Source organism: Glutamicibacter sp. St.4D3 (assembly GCF_059728615.1).
The window spans coordinates 1,741,628-1,762,228 of record NZ_AP039380.1 but is presented as its reverse complement, the minus strand read 5'-3'; the positions used below and the strand labels follow the sequence as shown (position 1 = coordinate 1,762,228).

Genomic DNA, 20,601 nt, shown 5'->3' with positions numbered 1-20,601 from the left:
ATTGCGCAATAGAATTTGCGCAATATTATTTGGGGGATTGCTATGCTGATGCCATGAGCGAGGCCCCCCGCAACGTCACCCTGACCACCCCGATGCTCAAGGCCATGGCCAACCCGCTGCGCCGGCAGATCTTCGACACGCTGGCCGCCATGGAATCGGCCCGCGCCGCCGACCTGGCCGAGGCGCTGGGGGTGGCCGCCAACAAGATCAGCTTCCACCTGCGCGAACTGGCCAAGGCCGGGATGATCGCCGAGGCCCCGGAGCTGGCCCGCGACAAACGCGACCGGGTCTGGCGCCCGGCGGGGGATGCCTACACCACCGGCGAACCCGCCGAGCACGCGGGCACCGGATCCACCAGCGCCATGAACGCCTACCTCGGCCAGATCGCCCACGACGAGCAGCGCCGCCTGGCCGCCGCCCTGGCCCACGCCCAGCAGCACTACGCCTCCGACGGCGACATCGAGGCCAAGGCGACGCTGAGCACCAGCAACCTGATGCTCACCCGCGACGAGGCCGATGAGCTGGTGCGCCGCATCGAGGCGCTGATCCCGGCCTTCCGCCAGGATCTGAAGGCCGGCAGGATCCCAAGCGCCCAACCCGAGCCGACGCGCGAACTGTGGCACTTCTCCGCCCTGCTCTCGGCCGATGAACTGTTGAACAAGTCACATCAAGGCCCCGATTCGCCACAAACCCCGAAGTGAGCAGGACGCCGCAGGCCGGCTGAACTAAACTGGGTCGTGGCTGGCTGTGGCCAAGGTATGCCGCAAGCTATGAAGCCATTTTCGTTACGAAAGGTAGAACCCGATCTCATGAGCGAGCAGCTGACTCTCACCATCGACGGCGAGCAGGTACAGGTGGACGCGGGGACGACCGGTGCCCAGTACTACGCCGACCAAAAAGACGTGGTGGTCATGCACGTCGACGGCGAACTGCGCGACCTGTCCCGCGAACTGCACGAAGGCGCCACCGTCACCCGCGTGACCATCGCCGATCCCGAAGGCCTGGAGGTGCTGCGCCACTCCACCGCCCACGTGATGGCCCAGGCCGTGCAGCAGCTGCGCCCCGACGCCAAGCTGGGCATCGGGCCCTACATCACCGACGGGTTCTACTTCGACTTCGACGTGGAGGAGCCCTTCACCCCTGAGGACCTGAAGCAGCTGGAAAAGATGATGCTCAAGATCGTCAACCAGAACCAGCGCTTCGAACGCCGCGTGGTCACCCCCGCGGAGGCCAAGGCCGAAATGGCCGACGAGCCCTACAAGTGCGAGCTGCTGGCCAAGGCCGACGCCGATGACACCACTGGCGAAGGGGTCTCGGTGGAGGTCGGCGCCGGGGAAACCACCATCTACGACAACGTGGACCGCAAGAGCGGGGAAACGCTCTGGAAGGACCTGTGCCGCGGCCCGCACCTGCCGAACACCAAGCTGATCAAGAACGCGTTCGCGCTCACCCGCTCGGCCGCCGCCTACTGGCTGGGCAGCGAGAAGAACAAGCAGCTGCAGCGCATCTACGGCACCGCCTGGCCGACCAAGGAGGACCTGAAGGCCTACCAGGAGCGCCTGGCCGAGGCCGAGCGCCGCGACCACCGCAAGCTGGGCGCCGAACTGGACCTGTTCTCCTTCCCCGATGAGCTGGGCTCGGGCCTGCCGGTCTTCCACCCCAAGGGCGGCATCATCAAGCGCGAGATGGAAGACTACGTGCGCGACCGCCACATCGAAGAGGGCTTCCAGTACGTGGGCACCCCGCACATCTCCAAGGACGGGCTGTTCCACACCTCCGGGCACCTGCCGTACTACGCCGACACCATGTTCCCGCCGCTGCAGATCGACGAGGAGCGCGACGAGGACGGCAACATCACCCGCCAGGGCCAGGAGTACCGCCTGAAGGCGATGAACTGCCCGATGCACAACCTGATCTTCCGCTCCCGCGGACGCAGCTACCGCGAACTGCCGCTGCGTTTGTTCGAGTTCGGGCACGTCTACCGCTACGAGAAGTCCGGCGTGGTGCACGGGCTGACCCGCGTGCGCGGCTTCGCGCAGGACGACTCGCACTCCTACGTCACCAAGGAGCAGGCCCCGGCCGAGGTCGAGCACCTGCTGAACTTCATGCTCTCGCTGCTGCGCGATTTCGGGATGGAGGACTTCTACCTGGAGCTGTCCACCCGCGATGACAGCGACAAGTTCATCGGCTCCGACGAGCAGTGGGCCGAGGCGACCGCCGTGCTGGAGAAGGTCGCCACCGCCACCGGCGTCGAGCTGGTCCCGGACCCGGGCGGCGCGGCCTACTACGGACCGAAGATCTCGGTCCAGGCCAAGGACGCCATCGGACGCACCTGGCAGATGGGCACCGTGCAGTACGACTTCAACCAGCCGGCCCGCTTCGGGCTGGAGTACCAGGCCGCCGACGGCTCGCGCCAGGAACCGGTGATGATCCACGCCGCGAAGTTCGGCTCCATCGAACGCTTCCTGGGCGTGCTCACCGAGCACTACGCCGGCGCCTTCCCGGCCTGGCTGGCGCCGGTGCAGGTGCGCGCAATCCCGGTCGCCGAGGCGTTCAACGACTACCTGGGTGAGGTCGTGGCCAAGCTGAAGTCCCATGGCGTGCGCGTGGAACTGGATGACTCCTCGGACCGCTTCCCGAAGAAGATCCGCAACGCGTCCAAGGAAAAGATCCCGTTCGTGCTCATCGCCGGCGGCGAGGACGCCGAGGCCGGGGCGGTCTCCTTCCGCTTCCGCGACGGCAGCCAGGACAACGGGGTGTCCGTCGACGAGGCGGTCTCCCGCATCGTCAACGCCATCGCCAACCGCGAGAACAACAACTAGCACGCCGTTTCAACACGCACGCAACCCGTGCGGGCCACGTTGCCCGGGCGCTGGCAGGTCACCGTGCCTGCCGCCCGGGCAGCGCTGCCGGCCGGGTGAGGGAAGGGATCCCACGGGATGCAGTATCCGGACGATGAAAAGGTCACCGACGATTTCGAGCTGGCCGGGGTGCCGGATTCGTTCCAGCGGCTGTGGACCCCCTACCGGATGGCCTACGTCAAGGGCGGACAGCACCAGTTCCAGGACAAGGATGACTGCCCGTTCTGCGCCGCCCCGACCCGCAGCGACGAGCAGTCCCTGATCGTGCACCGCGGCCAGAGCTGCTTCGTGCTGCTGAACCTCTACCCGTACAACCCCGGGCACCTGCTGATCTGCCCGTACCGCCACGTGCCGAACTACGATGACATCACCGCCGAGGAGACCGCGGAAATGGGCGCCCTGGCCCAGCATTCGATGCGGGTGCTGCGCCAGGTCTCCAACGCCAAGGGCTTCAACCTGGGCATGAACCAGGGCCTGGCCGGGGGAGCGGGCATCAGCGCGCACCTGCACCAGCACGTGGTGCCGCGCTGGGGCGGGGACGGGAACTTCTTCCCGATCATCGCCAACTCCAAGGCCATCTCCGCCACCCTGGGCGAGGTGCGCAGCGAGGTCGCCAATGCCTGGGACCAGGTCTAGGCACAGCGCGCCGCGCAGACCGCCTCACACGCGAACGCATACCCGCGGGCCCGGAGCCACCAACCATCAGTTGGCGGTTCCGGGCCCGCGGTGTTTCCGGCGCACGATCGACGCCCTGCGGAACCTGCGAAGGGGATCCCGACTTGCTTCTGCGCCCTTTCCCGCGCTAGGCGGCAAAGCGAATCTGACCTGCGTTTTTTCCGTGAGTGAATTGTTACGTCACCTAGGCGAATCGGGAGATAAATCTACGGGTTGCCGAATGTGACGCAACACCGGAGGGAAATGTTACGCGTCATCCTACGATTACTGGCGTAGCTCAGAAGTGCGTTCAGTGTTGGAAAGGAAAACGCCAGAATGTCTAACCCAGATCAGACCCCGTCGGCCCAGACCGGTTCGGACCGCGTGAAGCGCGGCATGGCCGAAATGCTCAAGGGCGGGGTCATCATGGATGTGGTCACCCCCGAGCAGGCCCGCATCGCCGAGGACGCAGGCGCCGTGGCCGTCATGGCATTGGAACGCGTTCCGGCCGACATCCGCGCCCAGGGCGGGGTCTCGCGCATGAGCGACCCGGACATGATCGACGGGATCATCGAAACCGTTTCGATCCCGGTGATGGCCAAGGCCCGCATCGGCCACTTCGTCGAGGCGCAGATCCTGCAGTCCCTAGGTGTTGACTACATCGACGAGTCCGAGGTGCTGTCCCCGGCCGACTACGAGAACCACATCGACAAGTGGCCCTTCACCGTGCCGTTCGTCTGCGGCGCCACCAACCTGGGGGAGGCGCTGCGCCGGATCAACGAGGGCGCTGCCATGATCCGCTCCAAGGGTGAGGCCGGCACCGGCGATGTCTCCAACGCCACCGGGCACATGCGCAAGATCCGCACCGAGATCGCCAAGCTGCGCGCGCTGCCGGAGGACGAGCTGTACGTGGCCGCCAAGGAGCTGCAGGCCCCCTACGACCTGGTCAAGGAGGTGGCCACCACCGGCAAGCTGCCGGTCGTGCTGTTCACCGCCGGTGGCATCGCCACCCCGGCCGACGCCGCGATGATGATGCAGCTGGGCGCAGACGGCGTGTTCGTCGGCTCGGGAATCTTCAAGTCCGGCAACCCGGCTCAGCGTGCCGAGGCCATCGTGAAGGCCACCACCTTCTACGACAACCCGGATGAACTGGCCAAGATCTCTCGCGGCCTGGGTGAGGCCATGGTCGGCATCAATGTCGCCGACGTGCCGGTACCGCACCGCCTCTCCGAGCGCGGCTGGTAAACACCGAAAAACGATGTAATTTAAGCCCACGCTGTCGGGAATCGACAGCGTGGGCTTAAGCATTGCGAGGCGGACCAATTAAACAGCGCAGGCCTCGTTTCACTCACTCAGTCTGCGGGAGGACGGTCTCTGGTCAGGTCGAAGATCGACTGTTCGACCTGGACACGGGTTCGACCAAATGGTCCGCCCCAAGCATCCAGGAGTTCCAAATATCGTCGATAGTCGGCGGTAGAAGTGGTGGAGAGCTCAATAGTCTGGTTCTGCGCAGTGTTTTGCGCGATCCAATCGCGTACGCGCTTGTCGAGAATCGGTGCGACCATTGGGCCGTCCGTTGAGTCGACCATTGATGCGAAGGATAGCCACTTTGTGAAGAAGGCGCCGCCGAGGTACTTCACTTTGCCTTCGTTGTTCATCAACCGGAATGCCTCTTCTGGCCCTGCCGTCCGGACAGTCGCTGCAGCCTCACGAAGTTTGAATTGGACAAGTGGATCGATGGGAGCCTCTGCATTGGAGCGATTCCGTACGCCAGTCAGGATGGAACGCGCACGAAAGGGTCCATAACCGCCAGGGCCACCCCAAATGAGCACAGGTACGAATGCAGCGAGTACCTGACCGTTTTGAAGATTTATTTGCACCGTTTCCCGCGTGCTCTCCCGATTGAGTGCGTCAGGAAGCGAATGCAGTGACTTCGAAATCTCCGGAACATCCTTGCCGACCTTCATCCAAGGAATACGATTCCAAACGAATGAGCGTTGAGACGGGATCTCGGCTGAAAGCCTAACAGCCAAGGTTTCGGGAACTACAGGTAAGTTTATGAGAACGCTCCTTGAAGACAGGTCGCTCACCCCTTGGGAGGGATCGGATCCTTCTTGCAGATAGTGTCGGTGTTTCTGATAATGTTATTGGATTTTCGGTGATCGCGAACTTCGCCGCCTCCACTTCGTTCAGCAAAACCCCGTGCGGCGTTGTGAGCGGCTGCCTGTGTGCCGAAACGGCCAGCAGCCTTAGAAGCTCCAGCGCGCTTAGCGCTCCAGTCACCCGAACTCCTATCGTACTGAACGTCGTAGTCAGCCATAGGTGAAGCTCCTGTCTCGAAAGTGCTCTCAGCTTATGCGCCGGCACCGACGTTATGACTTTTCCAGCGGATTCCCGCACCCCACGATGTCACGGTCCGGCGATGGAGGATAGGCTCCGTGTTTGAGCTGCACGACCGGATCTCGTCTGTTCCTCACTACTTTCGTTGAGCCATGGGTTGATGCTCGACCACGATGCGGAACGAGCTCGCAGTTCTTCAATTTCCTCGGGAACTGCCGCTATCCACTATTTGACCTGTTCAACGAGATTTCGACGAACTTTGAACCAAATCTCAAAGCGATCTGCTTCTTTAAAACAGGGGAACAGCTTCGAATTCTTCTTCGTCTTTCATGGACCGCCCATGTAGTTCTTGATCTTCTCTTCGTACGCGGGACAGATACGTGATTTTGGCTCGAATTCCATCGCTGGCGATCTAGGCGGTGAGTGAGTTCAAGCACCAATACGAGGGTTTAACATCGTAAATACGGTTGGTATAAACCAGAGCAAGAGAGTCAAGGACAGGCTGGGGTATAGCTGTTCACGGATCAAATTGGTCTATTTGCGACCATCGTACTCTCGGTGAAGGATTTCATTCCTCGCCAGGACGTCGATGATGGCGATCCGAATGTGAACTATGGCTGCTTTGCCCTCCGGAAACTTGAAGAGGATCGGAGTGCAGGGAGTGTACCTGATGACAGCTAGGGGCGACCCTAACACAATCCAGGTTCTTCGCCCCGATTGAGACAATGTCGAGACGGCAGATTCCTTCACGGTCTCTCCGAATGCGGCGGGTAAACACCGCAAATATCCAAGGGGGCCTGCTTGGCAACGGTTCACGGTGCCTGTTCCCCGAAGAAGTCCATGATGAGTTTGATGGTCGCGTTGGGCGCCTCGTCCACCACGTAGTGACCGGCGTTTGGAACAGCCGCCACACGTACGTCCCGACCAAGCGTGCTCGGATCCGCGAAGAGCTTGTCGACGACGTGCGGCGGGAAGCCGACATCTTTGGTGCCGAACACGAAGAGCGTTGGCATGGCAAAGCGCTGCTGGCGGTATGCCCCGCGGGTAATCCGCGCCAGCTCGGGCAACACGATTCTCTGGCACAGGGGAGTGCTGCCCCGCGAGAATTCTGAATCACGCAGCAGCGAGACATAGAATTCAACGGCTTCCGGTGCCAAGGGCTGAGCAGCAAAATGCGAGAACAGCCATCGCGGCAAGTAGTTTCCACGCAGCAGGGCTGGCCCCAGGCCCGGTATCGCCAGGACTTCCTGGTGCCACAGATGCCGCATGCCCGGCAGCAGGTCGGCGGTGAACCGCATCTGCGGCGGCGGAACTGAGAAGAGAATCTGGGCGCAGAAGCGTTCGGGGTGATCCAGCGTCAGATGATACGCGCTGATGGCCCCCAGGTCGTGGCTGACCAGCCTGACTGGGTCCAGACCCAGCCGATCCAGCAGGAACAGGATGTCCTCGGCGCGCCGGGTGCGGTTCATTGACTTGGTGGGCAGCTCACTCCAGCCTTCGCCCCGCAGATCCGGGGCAATCGCCTGGTAGTCGTTCGCGGCCAGCGCCGGCATCACCTCGCGCCATTCCCACCAGGACTGTCCGAACCCGGAGAGCAGCAGTACCGGCTGCCCGTGCCCGGCGCTTGCGATATGCATTCGGCCGTCAGGCAGATCCACGTACTGGTGCTCCACCCCGGAAACTTCCGGCAGGGCCGGTCTGGATGTCATTGTCAGGGCCATGACGCGCCTCCCTTGGCGGCAAGCGATGTAGTAGGCCAAGTGTACGCCGCGAGCCACTACGAAAATAGTAGAATCCGCTCAAGATCTCCCAATTTAATGCCTCCAGGCGCGCGCGGCCGGCTCCTTCGGCCCCGTTGGCCGTCAACGCTCTGCCTGTCTACGCTGAGAACATGTCATCGATCATTTACGACCTGGCCATGAGCCTGAACGGGTATATAGCCGACCGTCAGCATTCCCTGCAGTGGCTCTTTGAGGTGCCTGGTGCCCAGGAGCCGGACCCCTCACTGTTCCCGTCGGATGCGGCAGTCCACGTCGAGGGATCAAGCACCTACCTGTGGATGCTGGAGCAGGAGGAACTGCTGGAGAACCCCGAACGCTGGCAACAGCTCTACGGGCAGAAGCCGACCTTCGTCTTCACCAGCCGTCAGCTGCCAATTCCCGAGGGCGCCGATGTGCGGCTGGTCAATGGCCCGGTGCAGGAGCACCTGGAGCAGATCCGGGCCGCCGCGAACGGCGGGGACATCTGGGTGCTTGGGGGCGGGGAACTGGCCGGACAATTTTTCGATGCCGGCGCCCTGGACCGGATCGCGTTGACCATTGCCCCGGCAGCCCTGGCCGCAGGCGCCCCGGTGCTGCCCAGAAACATCAAGGCCGACCGGTTGCGCCTCATTGAGGCGAAACCGACCGGCCCATTCGCGCGGCTCGTCTACGAGGTCCGCTCCGCTTAGCGGGCCTTGGTCTGCCGCGTGGCATCGGGCCCCGCGGCAGGCCATCCAGGCTGGTTACCAGCTGCGCATGATCAGGTGGCGACCGCGGCCCAGCAGCCGCAACCCGTTGTGGGTGAAGAACTCGGCGCTGCGCGGGGTCGCGGCGGCCAGCAGCTCCACCGGTTCAGTGTCGTCCATCGGGTTCAGCGGGTTGATCATCGACCGGGAGAGCCCATGCAGCAGCGCGGTGCCCACCCCCTGGCGCTGGTGGCTGGGCGCCACCGCCAGCGAATGCACCATCAGCTGGCCCTCCAGGCCCTGCTGGACGAAACCGCGGCCAACGATCTCATTCTCCTCGGTGCGCGCAACCGCGTGTTCGATGCGGCGCAACGCCGGGTGCCCGGAGCTCAGTCCGGTTTCCAGGTTCCGCCACAGGCTGGTTACCTCCAGTTCCTTGGCGTCGGCGCCGCTGGCCTCGGGTACGTTCGGACCCAGGCGGATCTTGCCCTTCCATTGTTCGTGGGGGATTGCCAGGTAGCCGGCGTGCCAGGAGACCTGCGCGTTGTCGGTGAACCCGGCGTCGAGCAGGTGCTCGGACGGGGCCCCGGAATTCAGCCAGGCCTCCACGCGGCGGGCACCAAGCCGGCGCCCCTCGGCCAATCCCGGACGCAGGCCCGCCGGTTCAGGGTGTTCGGGGAAGAGCAGCAACAGGCGCTTGCGCACCGGCTGCCACACCCATGAACAGCCATGGGTGGTAAAGATCTTTCCCCCGGTGGCAACGGCCAACGCCTGGTGCCAGTGGGTCAGAGCGTCCTGGGCGGAAGCAATTGTCGTCATATTTATGCGTTCACCAAGCCTCGACGGCGCAGCAGCGGCTCAACCCGCGCGGCGCGGCCACGGAAGTTTTCGTAGGATTCAAGCGGTTCGCGCGTGTTTCCCCGGCTGAGCAGCTCGGCGCGGAACCTCTCTCCATTTTCGCGCATGAGCCCGCCATTTTCGGTGAACCACTCCACGGTGTCGGCATCGAGCACCTCGCTCCAGATGTAGGAGTAGTACCCGGCGGAGTAGCCGTTGGCGAAAATGTGCTGGAAGTACCCGGTGCGGTAGCGCGGCGGGATCAAATCCGGGTCGAACCCGGCGTTGGTGAGCGCCTGGCGCTCAAATTCCTGCGGGTCGCCCACCTGCTGGCCGGCCGGCAGGGTGTGCCAGGCCCAGTCCAGGACACTGGCGGCCAGGTACTCGGTGGTGGCAAAGCCCTCGCCCCACTGCTCGGCGGCGCGGATCTTCTCGATCAGCTCCGCCGGCAGCGGCTGCCCGGTTTCGTGGTGCCGGGCGTAGTTGCTGATCACCTCCGGGTGCAGCACCCACATTTCGTTGACCTGGGAGGGGAATTCGACGAAGTCGCGGGGCACCGAGGTGCCTGAGAGCGAGGCGTACTTGCCGTTGGAGAACAGCCCGTGCAGCGCGTGGCCGAACTCGTGGAAGAGGGTGCGGGTCTCATCCAGGGTCAGCAGGGCCGGCTGCCCGGCGGCCGGCTTGGTGATGTTCAGCGTGTTGGTCACCACCGGCAGCTCGTCCAGGTCGCTGGCCGCATCGCGCAGCGAGGTCATCCACGCCCCGCCCTTCTTCGTCTCCCGGGCGAAGAAGTCCCCGGTGAACAGTCCCAGCGCGCTGCCGTCGGCGTTGGAAACCTCCCACACCCGCAGGTCCGGGTGGTAGGCCGGCAAATCGGTGCGTTCGGCGAACGTGATGCCGTACAGCTTCGTGGCGGTGGCGAACACGCCGTCGCGCAGCACCCGCTCCAGCTCAAAGTAGGGGCGCAGCGCGGCCGAATCCAGCGCGTAGCGTTCGCGCAGCACGGCCTGCGAGTAGTAGCTCCAGTCCCACGCGTCGATGCGATCCACCCCGGCGACCTCGGCCAGGGCCTGGGCCTCGCGGCGGGCGTTGGCGGTGGCCGCCGCGCTCAGGTCGGCCAGCCGCTCGCTGACCGCGGCGGTGCTCGATGCGGTCGCGTCGGCCAGCACCGCGTCCGCGTGCGTGGCAAAGCCCAGCAGTTGGGCCCGCTCGGCACGCAGCACCGCCATGTCCCGGGCCAGTTCCAGGGTGTAGGGGGTGTCCAGCCCGCGGGTGAGCGAGGCTTCAAAGACCTTGCGCCGGGAGGCGGCGAGTTGCAGCTGCGCCATCACCGGCTGCTGGGTGGGGGAGAGCAGCGGGATCAGGTACCCCTGCTCGTGTCCGGCCTCGGTGGCCGCCTGCCGGGCGGCGGCGATCGCGGCCTCATCCAGCCCGGCCAGCTCGGCGGCGTCCTCGAACAGCACGGCGTGGGCGTTCTGCGCCTCCAGGGCGGCGGCGGAGAACCGGGTGGACAGATCGGAGATCTGGGCGTTCAGCTGCTTGAGCCGTTCCTTGTCCGTCCCGGACAGGGTGGCCCCGGCCAGCCGGAAGCGGGTCAGGGTTTCGGTGGCCAGACGCCGGTCCTCACCCTCCAGCTGTTCAACATCCAGCTGGTTCAGCCGTTCGTAGAGGGGGCCGTTGAGCTGGATCTCGTCCTCTTGGCGGGTGTAGAGTCCGGTGATTTCCTGCTGGACGGCACGGATTTCCTCGGTGCCGTGGGCCGAGAGCACGCTGAAGTAGGTCATCAGGGCCCGGCGCAGGATCTGCCCGCTGCGCTCCAGGGCCAGGAAGGTGTTCTCGAAGGTTGCCGGGTCCGCGTTGGACAGGATCACCTCGATCTCCTCGATCTGGACGGTAGCGCCGATCCTGGCCGCCTCCAGGTAGTCGTCGGCGCCCAGCGCGGAAAAGTCAGGCCACTGGTAGGGCAGTTCGCTGCGTTGCAAGAGGGGGTTCACCATAATCAAAGGTTGTCATATTCACCGCCCATTCGCGGGCATTTACGCGAAGCGGTCCAAGGCGTCCTGGCTGATTGCGTACGCTAAGAGGCATGAAGCTTCGAGCCCTGAGCCTGCTGGCCGGCGCGGCCCTGCTGGCCGGTTGCGCCACCGTTCCCGATCCCGGCACCCCCGCCCCCTCCGGTGCCGGCACGGCGCCTGCCCCCACCACCGCAACCGGGACGCCGCAGGAAACCGAGCCGGAGCCCAGCGCCGAACCGCAGTCCTTCTCCCTGGCGTTGACCGGCGACGTGCTGCTGCACCCGCGGCTGCTGCGCGAGGCGAACACCGGAGGGCAAAAGTACGATTTCTCCCCGCTGCTGGCCGGGCTGGAGCCGTACATCCAGGACGCGGACGCGGCGCTGTGCAACCTGGAAACCCCGATCGGGGTTCCGCCCTACAGCGGCTATCCGATGTTCACCGTCCCGGCGCAGATCGTCACCGACCTGAAACAGGTCGGCTATGACGGGTGCACCACCGCCACCAACCACACGGTGGACGCCGGCACCGCCGGGGTCAAGCGCACCATCGACACCCTGGAGCAGGCCGGGATGTTCTCCACCGGCTCCTACCGCACCGCCGCGGAGGCCGAGGCCCCGCCGATCATGGAGGTCGACGGGGTCAAGCTCGGGGTCATCGCCGGCACCTATTCGCTGAACGGGATGAGCGCGGACACCGACTGGCGGGTGGACACCGACATCTCCGCGGCTTCCCTGATCCAGCGGGCCAAGGATGCCCGCGAGGCGGGGGCGCAGGTCGTGGTGGCCGCCGTGCACGACGGCGCGGAGTACACCAACCGCCCCACCGCCGAGCAGCGCAAGCTCGGCCGGGCGTTGGCCGCCTCCGGTGCGTTCGACTTCATCTACATGCACCACACCCACTCGGTGCTGCCCATCGAAAAGCACAAGGGCACCTGGATCGTGTATGGGCTGGGCAACTCGGTGGCCAAGCACGCCACCCCGACCGTGCTGAATCGGGAGGGCATCAGCGTCAAGGCCACGTTCACCCGGCAGCAGGACGATGACTGGTCGGTGAGCGAACTGGCCTGGGTGCCGCACTTCTTGACCGAGGACCCGGTGCGCTGGTGCCAGGTCGCCGAGGCCAGCCGGTGCGTGGGGGACGGGCAGGCCGAAGCCAGCCGGGAACGCAGCACCAAGACCGTGGACGCCTACGGGGCGTTCAAGGACGGACTGGTGCCCTGGGAACCGGCCGGCACCAGGTAGCAACTCGGCGGCGCCAGGGAACTGCGCCCCATCCCGCCAGCGGCACTCACCGGGCGGGGGACTGTTCGAACCGCGGCGTTGCCCTCGTCGGCCCTCATGGCCCAGGTGGGCGTTGGTGGGCCCTGGTGGACCCTAGTGCCCGAAGCTCTCCGAATCCTGGCGGGCGTGCTTGCCGGTGTCCAGCGAATTGATCCGCTCGATCTCCGCGTCAGTCAGCTCGAAGTCGAAGATGTCCAGGTTCTGCTGCTGCCGCTGGGGGTGCGCGGACTTCGGGGCGGCGGCGATGCCCTGCTGTACGTGCCAGCGCAGCGTCACCTGGGCCGGGGTCTTGCCGTACTTCTGCGCCGGCTCGGTCAGGGCCGGGTTGTGCAAAAACGCGCCGCCGCGTCCCAGCGGCGTGTACGCCTCGGTGCGGATCCCGTGCTCCCGGTGGAACTGCTGGGCCTGCGGGTTGCGGTACTCCGGGTCCAGCTGGATCTGGTTCACCGCCGGGGCCAGGCCGGCGTCGAACAGCTGCTGCAGGTGCTTGGGCTTGAAGTTCGACACGCCGATCGCCCGCACCTTCCCCTCGGTCTGCAGCCGGGCCAGGCCCTCGAACGCCTCCACGAACGTGCCCTGCTCCGGGTTGGGCCAATGGATCAGGAACAGGTCCAGGTAGTCCACCCCCAGACGCTGCACCGAGTTCTCGAACGCCTGGCGCACCCCGTCGATGCTGTGCCATTGCCTGTTGAACTTGGTGGTGATGAACACCTCCTCGCGCGGCAGCCCGGAGCGCCGGATCCCCTCGCCGACCCCGTCCTCGTTGTGGTAGTTCTCCGCGGTGTCCACGTGCCGGTAGCCCAGCCGCAGCGCCCCCTCCACCGCGTGGGCGGCCTCCGCGCCCTGCATCGGGTAGGTGCCCAGGGCGATCGCCGGCATCATCACGTCGCCGGGCAGCTGGAAATGGGTTGTGGAATGGTTCGTGGCATCGGTCATGGTCAAAACTCCCCGCTCTTCTCACCTGGGCGTAGCTGTCCCTGCGAACCTACCAAGATTGCCGGCCCGCGCCAATCAGCAACCAGCCGGCGCCCAAGCGCCCCGAAATGCAGGGCAGATGGGGCGGAAACCCGGTGCGACACGCCGAGGAAAAAACGCCGGCCGCCCCGGCGCGGGCTTAACCTGATGTGCGCGCACCCGCCGGTGCGCGCACCACACCACCGCAGGAAGGCAGGCAGATGACCCGCATTGGGGTACTGGCGCTGCAAGGCGATTTCCGCGAACACCTGCAGGCGCTGATCCGGCTGGGAGCCGCGGCGCTGCCGGTGCGCACCCCGCAGGACCTGGAGCACCTGGACGGGCTGGTCATCCCCGGCGGAGAGTCCTCGGTCATCGACCGGCTCTCGCGCAACTACGGCCTGGCCGAGCCGATCCGGACGCTGATTTCCTCCGGCCTGCCCGTGTACGGCTCCTGCGCCGGGATGATCATGCTGGCCGACCGGATCGAGAACCCGGCCATCTCGGCCACCGGGCAGGCGCAGCGCAGCTTTGGCGGGATCGACATGACGGTGCGGCGCAACGCGTTTGGCCGCCAGGTGGACTCCTTCGAGTCGGTGCTGGAATTTGCCGGACACAGCTTCGAGGCGGTGTTCATCCGCGCCCCCGAAGCGGTGCAGGTCGGCCCCGCCGTGCAGGTCCTGTCCACCGTCCCCGGCCAGAATCGGGCAGTTCACGATAGAATTGTTGCGGTACGACAGGAAAATTTATTGGCGACCTCATTTCATCCCGAGGTCACCGGCAGCAATGCCATCCACGAGTTTTTCATCCACATGACGCAAGGAGACGCTTAACACCATGGCAGGCCACTCCAAATGGGCAACCACCAAGCACAAGAAGGCCGCGATTGACGCCAAGCGCGCCAAGGCCTTCGCCAAGTACATCAAGGGCATCGAAGTTGCAGCCCGCACTGGTGGCCCCGACCCCGCCGGCAACCCGGCGCTGGAACTGGCCGTCTCCAAGGCCAAGAAGAACTCCGTGCCCAATGACAACATCGACCGCGCCATCAAGCGTGGTGCCGGGCTGACCGGTGAGGTCATCGACTACACCGAGATCATCTACGAAGCGCGCGGCCCGCAGGGTTCGGCGCTGCTGGTCGAATGCCTGACCGACAACAAGAACCGCGCCGCCTCCGAGGTGCGCGTGGCGATCACCCGCAACGGCGGGACCATCGCCGACCCGGGCAGCGTGAACTACCTGTTCTCCCGCAAGGGCGTGGTGCGCCTGCCGGTCGGGGAGCTGAGCGAGGACGACGTGCTGATGGCCGTGCTGGACGCCGGCGCCGAAGAGGTGCAGGAGGCCGACGGCAACTTTGAGGTGATCTCCGAGGCTGCGGACCTGCGTGCGGTGGCCACCGCCCTGGACGAGGCCGAGATCGAGTACGAGTCCGACGAGGTTGAGTTCCTGCCCTCCATGAAGGTGGAGCTGGACGTGGAGGCCGCGAAGAAGTTCGTGCGCCTGTTCGACGCCCTAGAGGAACTGGACGACGTGCAGAACGTGTACACCAACGCGGACCTGTCCGACGAGGTCCAGGCCGCCCTGGCCGAGGACGAGTAGGGGCCGGCAGTCACTTGACGCTCCGCGTAGTCGGCATCGACCCCGGCCTGACCCGTTGCGGGCTGGCCGTGGTCGACGTCGAACCCAACCGCAAGGTCACCTTGGTGGACGTGTCGGTCGCCGGCACCCCGCCGGGCACCCCGCTGGACCGCCGGCTGCTGACGATCGCCGAGGCGATCGACGCCTGGCTGGAACAGCACCGCCCGGACGTGCTGGCCATCGAGCGGGTGTTCTCCGCGGTCAGCGTGACCACCGTGATCGGCACCGCCCAGGCCTCCGGGGTGGTGATCACCGCTGCCGCCCGGCGCGGGATCCCGGTGGCGATGCACACCCCGACCGAGGTCAAGGCCGCGGTCACCGGCAGCGGGCAGGCGAACAAGAACTCGGTGGGCAAGATGGTCGCGAAGATCTGCCGGCTGGATTCCCCGCCCAAGCCCGCCGACGCGGCGGACGCGGTGGCCCTGGCCATCGCCCACGCCTGGCGCGGCGCGGCGGTCGGCTCCAACGCCTCGGCCTCCGCCGGGCGGGTCGGCTCCACCCAGCTGACCACCGCCCAGCAGGCCTGGATCGCCGCGGAGGCCTCGGCCAAGCGCCGCGGCACCGGACGCTAATCGATATTCGTACATATCTTCGATATGCTGGGGATGTCGACAAGGTATGCAAAGGAGTGGCATGATCAGCTCACTGTCCGGCCGGGTTGAGGCCGTGGCCCTGAACAACGCGGTCATCAACGTCAACGGGTTCGGGATGCTCATCAACGCCACCCCCCAAACGCTCTCGGGCCTGCAGGTCGGCAGCCAGGCCACCGTCTACACCTCCCTGGTGGTCCGTGAGGACTCGATGACCCTCTACGGCTTCGCCTCGGCCGAGGAGCGCGAGGTCTTCGAGGTGCTCACCTCCGTGTCCGGGATCGGCCCGCGCACCGGATTGGCGATCCTGGCCGTGCACAGCCCCGAGCAGGTGCGCGTGGCGGCCAACACGAAGGACACCGCCGCGTTCACCAAGGTCTCGGGCATCGGCCCCAAGGGTGCCAGCCGGATCGTGCTGGAGCTGAACGGGAAACTGGTGCCCACCGGCGCGGCCGCGGCCAACGGCGCCGCACCGGGCACCGCCGGGGTGTGGGAACCGCAGGTCATCGAGGCGCTCACCGGTCTGGGCTGGACCGAGAAGGACGCCAAGAACACCCTGGGCAAGCTGGCTAAGGCCTCCCCGGAAATCGTGGAAACCGGCAACGTGCCCGAAATCCTGCGCGCGGCCCTGCGCAGCATGTCCACCGGCGCCCGCGCTCGATAGGAATACAGCTAGGAACATGGCGTGAACGATTCCACCAAACTCACCGACGCCTCCAGCGGTGCCGAGGAACGCACCCTGGAGGCGGCACTGCGCCCGCGCAACTTCGACGACTTCGTCGGCCAGTCGCGGGTGCGCCAGCAGCTGTCCATGGTGCTGGAGGCCGCCCGCATCCGCGAACGCACCGCCGACCACGTGCTGCTCTCCGGCCCCCCGGGGCTGGGCAAGACCACCTTGTCGATGATCATCGCCTCGGAAATGAACGCCCCGCTGCGCATCTCCTCCGGCCCGGCCATCCAGCACGCCGGGGATCTGGCCGCGATCCTCTCCTCGCTGACAGAGGGGGAGGTGCTGTTCCTGGACGAGATCCACCGCATGTCCCGCCCGGCCGAGGAAATGCTGTACATGGCCATGGAGGACTTCCGCGTGGACATCATCGTGGGCAAGGGGGCCGGGGCCACCTCCATTCCGCTGGAGCTGCCGCCGTTCACCCTGGTCGGGGCCACCACCCGCGCCGGGCTGCTGCCCGGGCCGCTGCGTGATCGGTTCGGGTTCACCGGGCACCTGGAGTTCTACACGGTCGACGAACTGGAACTGGTGCTGCGCCGCTCGGCGATGATGCTGGATTTGGCCGTCACCTCCACCGCGTTCACCGAAATCGCCTCCCGCTCGCGCGGCACCCCGCGCATCGCCAACCGGCTGCTGCGCCGGGTGCGGGACTGGGCGCTGGTCAACCGCCTGGAGCAGATCGACCAGCGGGCCGCGGCCGCGGCACTGGACATGTACGAGGTCGACGTCAAGGGCCTGGACCGGCTGGACCGCTCCGTGCTGCAGGCCCTGTGCCAGAAGTTCGGCGGGGGACCGGTGGGCCTGTCCACCCTGGCGATCGCGGTGGGGGAGGAAACCGAAACGGTGGAAACCGTGGCAGAACCCTACCTGGTGCGTGAGGGACTGATGGGACGCACCCCGCGCGGACGCATCGCAATGCCCGAAGCCTGGGAGCACCTGGGCCTGGCCGTGCCGAAGGACGCCCTGTTCGCCGGGGCGCAAAACTATGAATCCGATGAGGATTAGTCCTCTGCAGGCGTAAATGTGTTACCCCGCTGGCTTCAGCGACTAGACTGAAGTGGCCCGTGCCATGACCGCGAAACCGCGGGATGCCGGGCCACACGCTCTTTTTGTCGATTTGTTAGCAGGTATATTCGTGTACTCCGTGACGTTTGCACAGGCCGCCGCGGGCGGTTTCAACCCTTCGATGATCCTGATGGTCGGACTGTTCGCCGTGCTGATCATCATGATGATCCGTGGACGCAAAAAGGTCAGCAAGCAGCAGGAGACGCTGAAGGAGAAGACCGTTCCCGGCGCCAAGGTGATGACCAACTCCGGGATCTTCGGCACCGTGGTGCGCATCGACGAGCAGGACCGGGTTGAGCTGGAGGTCGCCCCGGGCACCGTGCTGACCGTGCACCGCCAGGCCATCGCCCAGTTCATCGAGCCCGAGGTGCAGACCGAGGCCCCGGCCGCCGGCACCGAGACCGCGGAAGAGACCCTGCGTCGCCTGGACGACGAGGGCAAGGACGAGCGCAACGCCTAATCCCCTTGGCCCCGTTTTGTGGGCTCACCGAAGTCTCCTCGATGAGAAAGCACTCTAGATGTCATCAATTGGACCTGTAAAACAGGCGCACCGGGCGTTGATCTGGCTGCTGGCGTTGACGATCATCGCCACCGGCATCCTTGTCGCCGGCGTCGCCACCGGCAAGACCAGCTTCGCCCCCAAACTCGCACTGGACCTGGAAGGCGGCACCCAGATGATCCTGGCCCCGCGGGTCCAGGGCGATGAAAGCATCGACCAGGACCAGCTGGAGCAGGCGGTGGAGATCATCCGCCAGCGCGTGGACGGCAGCGGCGTCTCCGAAGCGGAGATCACCACCCAGTCCGGCAGCAACGTGGTCGTCTCGATGCCCGGCGTGCCGGACACCAAGACCCGCGAACTGATCCAGGCCTCGGCCAACATGGAGTTCCGCCCGGTGCTGATCACCGGCGCCTTCGAGGCCACCCCGAAGGAAGAACGCACCCCGGAGGCGGAGATCCCCAAGCCCGAGGGCAAGCCGGAGAACGCCTCGGACACCAACTGGATCAGCCCGCAGCTCTACAAGGACTTCGAGGCCTACGACTGCCCCAGCGAGCTGGACAAGCGCGAATCGACTACCCACGACCCGGATGAGCCGATGATTTCGTGCGACCCCCGGATGGGCGCGAAGTACATTCTGGGCCCGGTGGAAATCCCCGGCCAGGACATCTCCGACGCCTACGCGCAGATGACCCGCGGCGCACAGGGCGCGGTGACCGGCGACTGGGCCGTGGTCATCGAGTTCAACAGCGAAGGCACCAAGACCTTCTCGGACACCACCCAGCGTCTGGTCTCGCTGCAGGGTTCGCGCAACCAGTTCGCGATCGTGCTGGATGGCACCGTGATCTCCGCGCCGACCACCAACGCCGTCATCAGCGACGGGCGCCCGCAGATCACCGGCGGCTTCACCGAGGAGTCCGCCCAGGCGCTGGCTGAGCAGCTAAAATACGGCGCACTGCCAATCAGCTTCGAGATCCAGTCAGAGCAGCAGATCTCCGCCACCCTGGGCGCCGATCAGCTGCGCGGCGGGTTGATCGCCGGCGTCATCGGCCTGGTGCTGGTGTTCATCTACTCGCTCTTCCAGTACCGCGCCCTGGGCCTGGTCACCATCCTGTCGCTGCTGGCCTCCGGTGTGCTGACCTACCTGGCGCTGCTGCTGCTGGGCTGGACGATGAACTACCGGCTCTCGCTGGCCGGCGTCGCCGGCCTGATCGTGGCGATCGGCTTGATCGCCGACTCGTTCATCGTCTACTTCGAACGCGTGCGCGATGAGCTGCGCGAGGGCCGTCCGCTGGCCGGGGCCATCGACGTGGGCTGGGGGCGGGCCCGGCGCACCATCCTGGTCTCCAAGGCCGTGAACCTGCTGGCCGCGGTGGTGCTGTACATCGTGGCGGTGGGCAACGTGCGCGGCTTCGCGTTCACCCTGGGCCTGACCGCGGTGATCGACCTGATCATCGTCTACGGGCTGACCCACCCGCTGCTGGTGGTGCTCTCGCGCACCAAGTTCTTCGCCGAGGGCCACCGCTGGTCCGGGCTGGACCCGTCGCTGCTGGGCGCGGTGCCGCTGTACCGCGGGGCCGGGCAGGTCCGCCGGTTCAACGAGAACGTCACCACGGCGCGCGGCAAGAAGAACACCAAGGCCGCCGCCGAGGCCACCCGCAGGATGACGATCGCCGAACGCCGGGCCGCCGAAGCGAACCGGGAGGAGAACAATGAATAAGCTCGCTCAATGGGGCAACGAACTCTACACCGGCAAGCGCTCCTACCCGTTCGTGGCCAAGCGCAAGCTGTGGTTCTCCATCGCCGCCGTGCTGATGGTGCTCTCCATCCTGGTGCCCGTGGTCAAGGGCGGGTTCAACTTGGGCATCGATTTCCGCGGTGGTTCGGAGTTCACCGTCTCGGCGGTGCAGAACACCGACGTGAAGCTCGGGGAGGACGCGGTCTCCGCCGCCGTCCCGGGCCAGGAGGCGACGGTCACCAACATCGCCCCGGGCACCATCCGGGTGCAGACCGACCGGCTCAGCGATGACCAGACCCTGGCCATCGGCGGGCAGCTGGCCGAGGCCTACGGGGTGAACGCGGACCACGTGACCAGCACGTTCATCGGCCCCACCTGGGGCCAGGACGTCTCACGCCAGGCCCTGTTCGGGCTGGTCGCGTTCGTGGTGCTGGTGACGCTGCTGATGGCCGCGTACTTCCGCACCTGGAAGATGTCGATCGCCGCGGTGATCGGGCTGATGACCGTGATCGTGGTGACCGCCGGGATCTACGGGCTCTCCGGTTTTGAGATTACCCCGAGCGCGATCATCGGCTTCCTGACCATCATGAGCTACTGCCTCTATGACACGGTGGTGGTCTTCGACAAGGTTAGGGAAAACACGCTGAACTTCGCCAAGGAGGACCAGCGCACCTTCAACGAGCTGGTGAACCTGGCGGTGAACCAGACCCTGGTGCGTTCGATCAACACCTCGGTGGTGGCGGTGCTGCCGGTCGCGGCGATCCTGTTCATCGGCTCCTACCTGCTGGGTGCCGGTACGCTCAAGGACCTGTCGCTGGCGCTGTTCATCGGCCTGATCGTCTCGGCGCTGTCCACGCTGTTCGTGCAGGCCCCGATGTACTCCTGGCTGCGGCGCAACGAGCCCGAAGTCATCGCCCAGCGCGAACGGGTGCTGGCCTCCCGCTAACCCCGCACCCGTAA

Annotated in this window: 20 protein-coding genes; 14 read left to right on the top strand and 6 right to left on the bottom strand. The window is 65.8% G+C overall.

Annotated features, from left to right (window positions below; genetic code table 11):
- Positions 1–53 precede the first annotated feature (53 nt).
- The 4 genes from AC6I21_RS08075 (at position 54) to pdxS (ending at position 4,760) form a co-directional block, all read left to right on the top strand.
- Positions 54–701: an ArsR/SmtB family transcription factor gene (locus AC6I21_RS08075; protein ID WP_343830527.1), complete on the top strand. Its 648-nt coding sequence runs from the start codon at positions 54–56 to the stop codon at positions 699–701.
- Positions 702–809: 108 nt separating this feature from the next.
- Positions 810–2,822, top strand: coding sequence for a threonine--tRNA ligase (thrS, locus tag AC6I21_RS08070; RefSeq protein ID WP_497762142.1), 2,013 nt, complete (start codon positions 810–812; stop codon positions 2,820–2,822).
- 117 nt (positions 2,823–2,939) lie between these two features.
- On the top strand, positions 2,940–3,497 hold the full coding sequence (locus AC6I21_RS08065; RefSeq protein WP_138926276.1) for an HIT family protein: 558 nt from the start codon (positions 2,940–2,942) through the stop codon (positions 3,495–3,497).
- A 354-nt stretch (positions 3,498–3,851) separates the two neighbouring features.
- Complete coding sequence (gene pdxS / locus AC6I21_RS08060; RefSeq protein WP_138174148.1) at positions 3,852–4,760, top strand: pyridoxal 5'-phosphate synthase lyase subunit PdxS; 909 nt, start codon at positions 3,852–3,854, stop codon at positions 4,758–4,760.
- 107 nt (positions 4,761–4,867) lie between these two features.
- On the opposite strand, the gene AC6I21_RS08055 is transcribed toward pdxS, so the two are convergent.
- The 3 genes from AC6I21_RS08055 to AC6I21_RS08045 form a co-directional block, all read right to left on the bottom strand.
- The gene (locus tag AC6I21_RS08055) at positions 4,868–5,605 is read right to left on the bottom strand and encodes an 8-oxoguanine DNA glycosylase OGG fold protein (RefSeq protein WP_497762141.1); all 738 of its coding nucleotides are present in this window, start codon (positions 5,603–5,605) and stop codon (positions 4,868–4,870) included.
- Complete coding sequence (locus tag AC6I21_RS08050) at positions 5,602–5,835, bottom strand: DUF2188 domain-containing protein (protein WP_497762140.1); 234 nt, start codon at positions 5,833–5,835, stop codon at positions 5,602–5,604. The genes AC6I21_RS08055 and AC6I21_RS08050 overlap by 4 nt, the downstream gene beginning before the upstream one ends.
- Positions 5,836–6,667: 832 nt before the next feature.
- Entirely contained in the window at positions 6,668–7,564 is an 897-nt protein-coding gene (locus AC6I21_RS08045; protein WP_497762139.1) for an alpha/beta fold hydrolase, read from the bottom strand.
- Positions 7,565–7,746: 182 nt separating this feature from the next.
- Between AC6I21_RS08045 and AC6I21_RS08040 the strand changes: the two genes are divergently transcribed.
- Entirely contained in the window at positions 7,747–8,304 is a 558-nt protein-coding gene (locus tag AC6I21_RS08040) for a dihydrofolate reductase family protein (RefSeq protein WP_497762138.1), read from the top strand.
- 54 nt (positions 8,305–8,358) lie between these two features.
- Here the strand turns inward: AC6I21_RS08040 and AC6I21_RS08035 are convergent, their stop codons facing one another.
- Both AC6I21_RS08035 and AC6I21_RS08030 read right to left on the bottom strand, forming a co-directional pair.
- Positions 8,359–9,120 (bottom strand): GNAT family N-acetyltransferase, encoded by a 762-nt coding sequence (locus tag AC6I21_RS08035; protein WP_054820871.1) that lies wholly within the window; start codon positions 9,118–9,120, stop codon positions 8,359–8,361.
- 2 nt (positions 9,121–9,122) lie between these two features.
- Positions 9,123–11,120: a M3 family metallopeptidase gene (locus AC6I21_RS08030; RefSeq protein ID WP_497762137.1), complete on the bottom strand. Its 1,998-nt coding sequence runs from the start codon at positions 11,118–11,120 to the stop codon at positions 9,123–9,125.
- Positions 11,121–11,224: 104 nt separating this feature from the next.
- On the opposite strand from AC6I21_RS08030, the gene AC6I21_RS08025 reads away from it, so the two are divergent.
- Positions 11,225–12,394 carry a CapA family protein gene (locus AC6I21_RS08025; RefSeq protein ID WP_497762136.1) on the top strand — a complete coding sequence of 390 codons (1,170 nt, stop codon included), beginning with the start codon at positions 11,225–11,227 and terminating at the stop codon, positions 12,392–12,394.
- A 132-nt stretch (positions 12,395–12,526) separates the two neighbouring features.
- On the opposite strand, the gene AC6I21_RS08020 is transcribed toward AC6I21_RS08025, so the two are convergent.
- Positions 12,527–13,369: an aldo/keto reductase gene (locus AC6I21_RS08020; protein ID WP_343830538.1), complete on the bottom strand. Its 843-nt coding sequence runs from the start codon at positions 13,367–13,369 to the stop codon at positions 12,527–12,529.
- A 239-nt stretch (positions 13,370–13,608) separates the two neighbouring features.
- On the opposite strand from AC6I21_RS08020, the gene pdxT reads away from it, so the two are divergent.
- The 8 genes from pdxT (at position 13,609) to secF (ending at position 20,587) form a co-directional block, all read left to right on the top strand.
- Positions 13,609–14,220, top strand: a complete 612-nt coding sequence (gene pdxT, locus AC6I21_RS08015; protein ID WP_138174134.1) for a pyridoxal 5'-phosphate synthase glutaminase subunit PdxT — start codon at positions 13,609–13,611, stop codon at positions 14,218–14,220.
- Positions 14,221–14,224: 4 nt separating this feature from the next.
- Positions 14,225–14,983 (top strand): YebC/PmpR family DNA-binding transcriptional regulator, encoded by a 759-nt coding sequence (locus tag AC6I21_RS08010; RefSeq protein ID WP_138174132.1) that lies wholly within the window; start codon positions 14,225–14,227, stop codon positions 14,981–14,983.
- 14 nt (positions 14,984–14,997) lie between these two features.
- A complete protein-coding gene (ruvC, locus tag AC6I21_RS08005) occupies positions 14,998–15,594 on the top strand; it encodes a crossover junction endodeoxyribonuclease RuvC (protein WP_138174130.1) in 597 nt (198 codons plus the stop codon).
- Positions 15,595–15,655: 61 nt separating this feature from the next.
- Positions 15,656–16,276, top strand: coding sequence for a Holliday junction branch migration protein RuvA (ruvA, locus tag AC6I21_RS08000; protein ID WP_138174128.1), 621 nt, complete (start codon positions 15,656–15,658; stop codon positions 16,274–16,276).
- 21 nt (positions 16,277–16,297) lie between these two features.
- A complete protein-coding gene (gene ruvB / locus AC6I21_RS07995; RefSeq protein WP_497762135.1) occupies positions 16,298–17,347 on the top strand; it encodes a Holliday junction branch migration DNA helicase RuvB in 1,050 nt (349 codons plus the stop codon).
- 139 nt (positions 17,348–17,486) lie between these two features.
- A complete protein-coding gene (gene yajC / locus AC6I21_RS07990) occupies positions 17,487–17,867 on the top strand; it encodes a preprotein translocase subunit YajC (protein WP_175419361.1) in 381 nt (126 codons plus the stop codon).
- 58 nt (positions 17,868–17,925) lie between these two features.
- Positions 17,926–19,623 (top strand): protein translocase subunit SecD, encoded by a 1,698-nt coding sequence (gene secD, locus AC6I21_RS07985; RefSeq protein WP_421013656.1) that lies wholly within the window; start codon positions 17,926–17,928, stop codon positions 19,621–19,623.
- A complete protein-coding gene (gene secF / locus AC6I21_RS07980) occupies positions 19,616–20,587 on the top strand; it encodes a protein translocase subunit SecF (protein ID WP_343830545.1) in 972 nt (323 codons plus the stop codon). The genes secD and secF overlap by 8 nt, the downstream gene beginning before the upstream one ends.
- Positions 20,588–20,601: the final 14 nt, after the last annotated feature.

Bases quoted from the DNA above. Each gene is read 5' to 3' on its own strand.
- AC6I21_RS08075 (WP_343830527.1), top strand. From the start codon at position 54: ATGAGCGAGGCCCCCCGCAACGTCACCCTGACCACCCCGATGCTCAAG.
- thrS (WP_497762142.1), top strand. From the start codon at position 810: ATGAGCGAGCAGCTGACTCTCACCATCGACGGCGAGCAGGTACAGGTG.
- AC6I21_RS08065 (WP_138926276.1), top strand. From the start codon at position 2,940: ATGCAGTATCCGGACGATGAAAAGGTCACCGACGATTTCGAGCTGGCC.
- pdxS (WP_138174148.1), top strand. From the start codon at position 3,852: ATGTCTAACCCAGATCAGACCCCGTCGGCCCAGACCGGTTCGGACCGC.
- AC6I21_RS08050 (WP_497762140.1), bottom strand. From the start codon at position 5,835: ATGGCTGACTACGACGTTCAGTACGATAGGAGTTCGGGTGACTGGAGC.
- AC6I21_RS08045 (WP_497762139.1), bottom strand. From the start codon at position 7,564: ATGACATCCAGACCGGCCCTGCCGGAAGTTTCCGGGGTGGAGCACCAG.
- AC6I21_RS08040 (WP_497762138.1), top strand. From the start codon at position 7,747: ATGTCATCGATCATTTACGACCTGGCCATGAGCCTGAACGGGTATATA.
- AC6I21_RS08035 (WP_054820871.1), bottom strand. From the start codon at position 9,120: ATGACGACAATTGCTTCCGCCCAGGACGCTCTGACCCACTGGCACCAG.
- AC6I21_RS08025 (WP_497762136.1), top strand. From the start codon at position 11,225: ATGAAGCTTCGAGCCCTGAGCCTGCTGGCCGGCGCGGCCCTGCTGGCC.
- AC6I21_RS08020 (WP_343830538.1), bottom strand. From the start codon at position 13,369: ATGACCGATGCCACGAACCATTCCACAACCCATTTCCAGCTGCCCGGC.
- pdxT (WP_138174134.1), top strand. From the start codon at position 13,609: ATGACCCGCATTGGGGTACTGGCGCTGCAAGGCGATTTCCGCGAACAC.
- AC6I21_RS08010 (WP_138174132.1), top strand. From the start codon at position 14,225: ATGGCAGGCCACTCCAAATGGGCAACCACCAAGCACAAGAAGGCCGCG.
- ruvA (WP_138174128.1), top strand. From the start codon at position 15,656: ATGATCAGCTCACTGTCCGGCCGGGTTGAGGCCGTGGCCCTGAACAAC.
- secD (WP_421013656.1), top strand. From the start codon at position 17,926: ATGTCATCAATTGGACCTGTAAAACAGGCGCACCGGGCGTTGATCTGG.
- secF (WP_343830545.1), top strand. From the start codon at position 19,616: ATGAATAAGCTCGCTCAATGGGGCAACGAACTCTACACCGGCAAGCGC.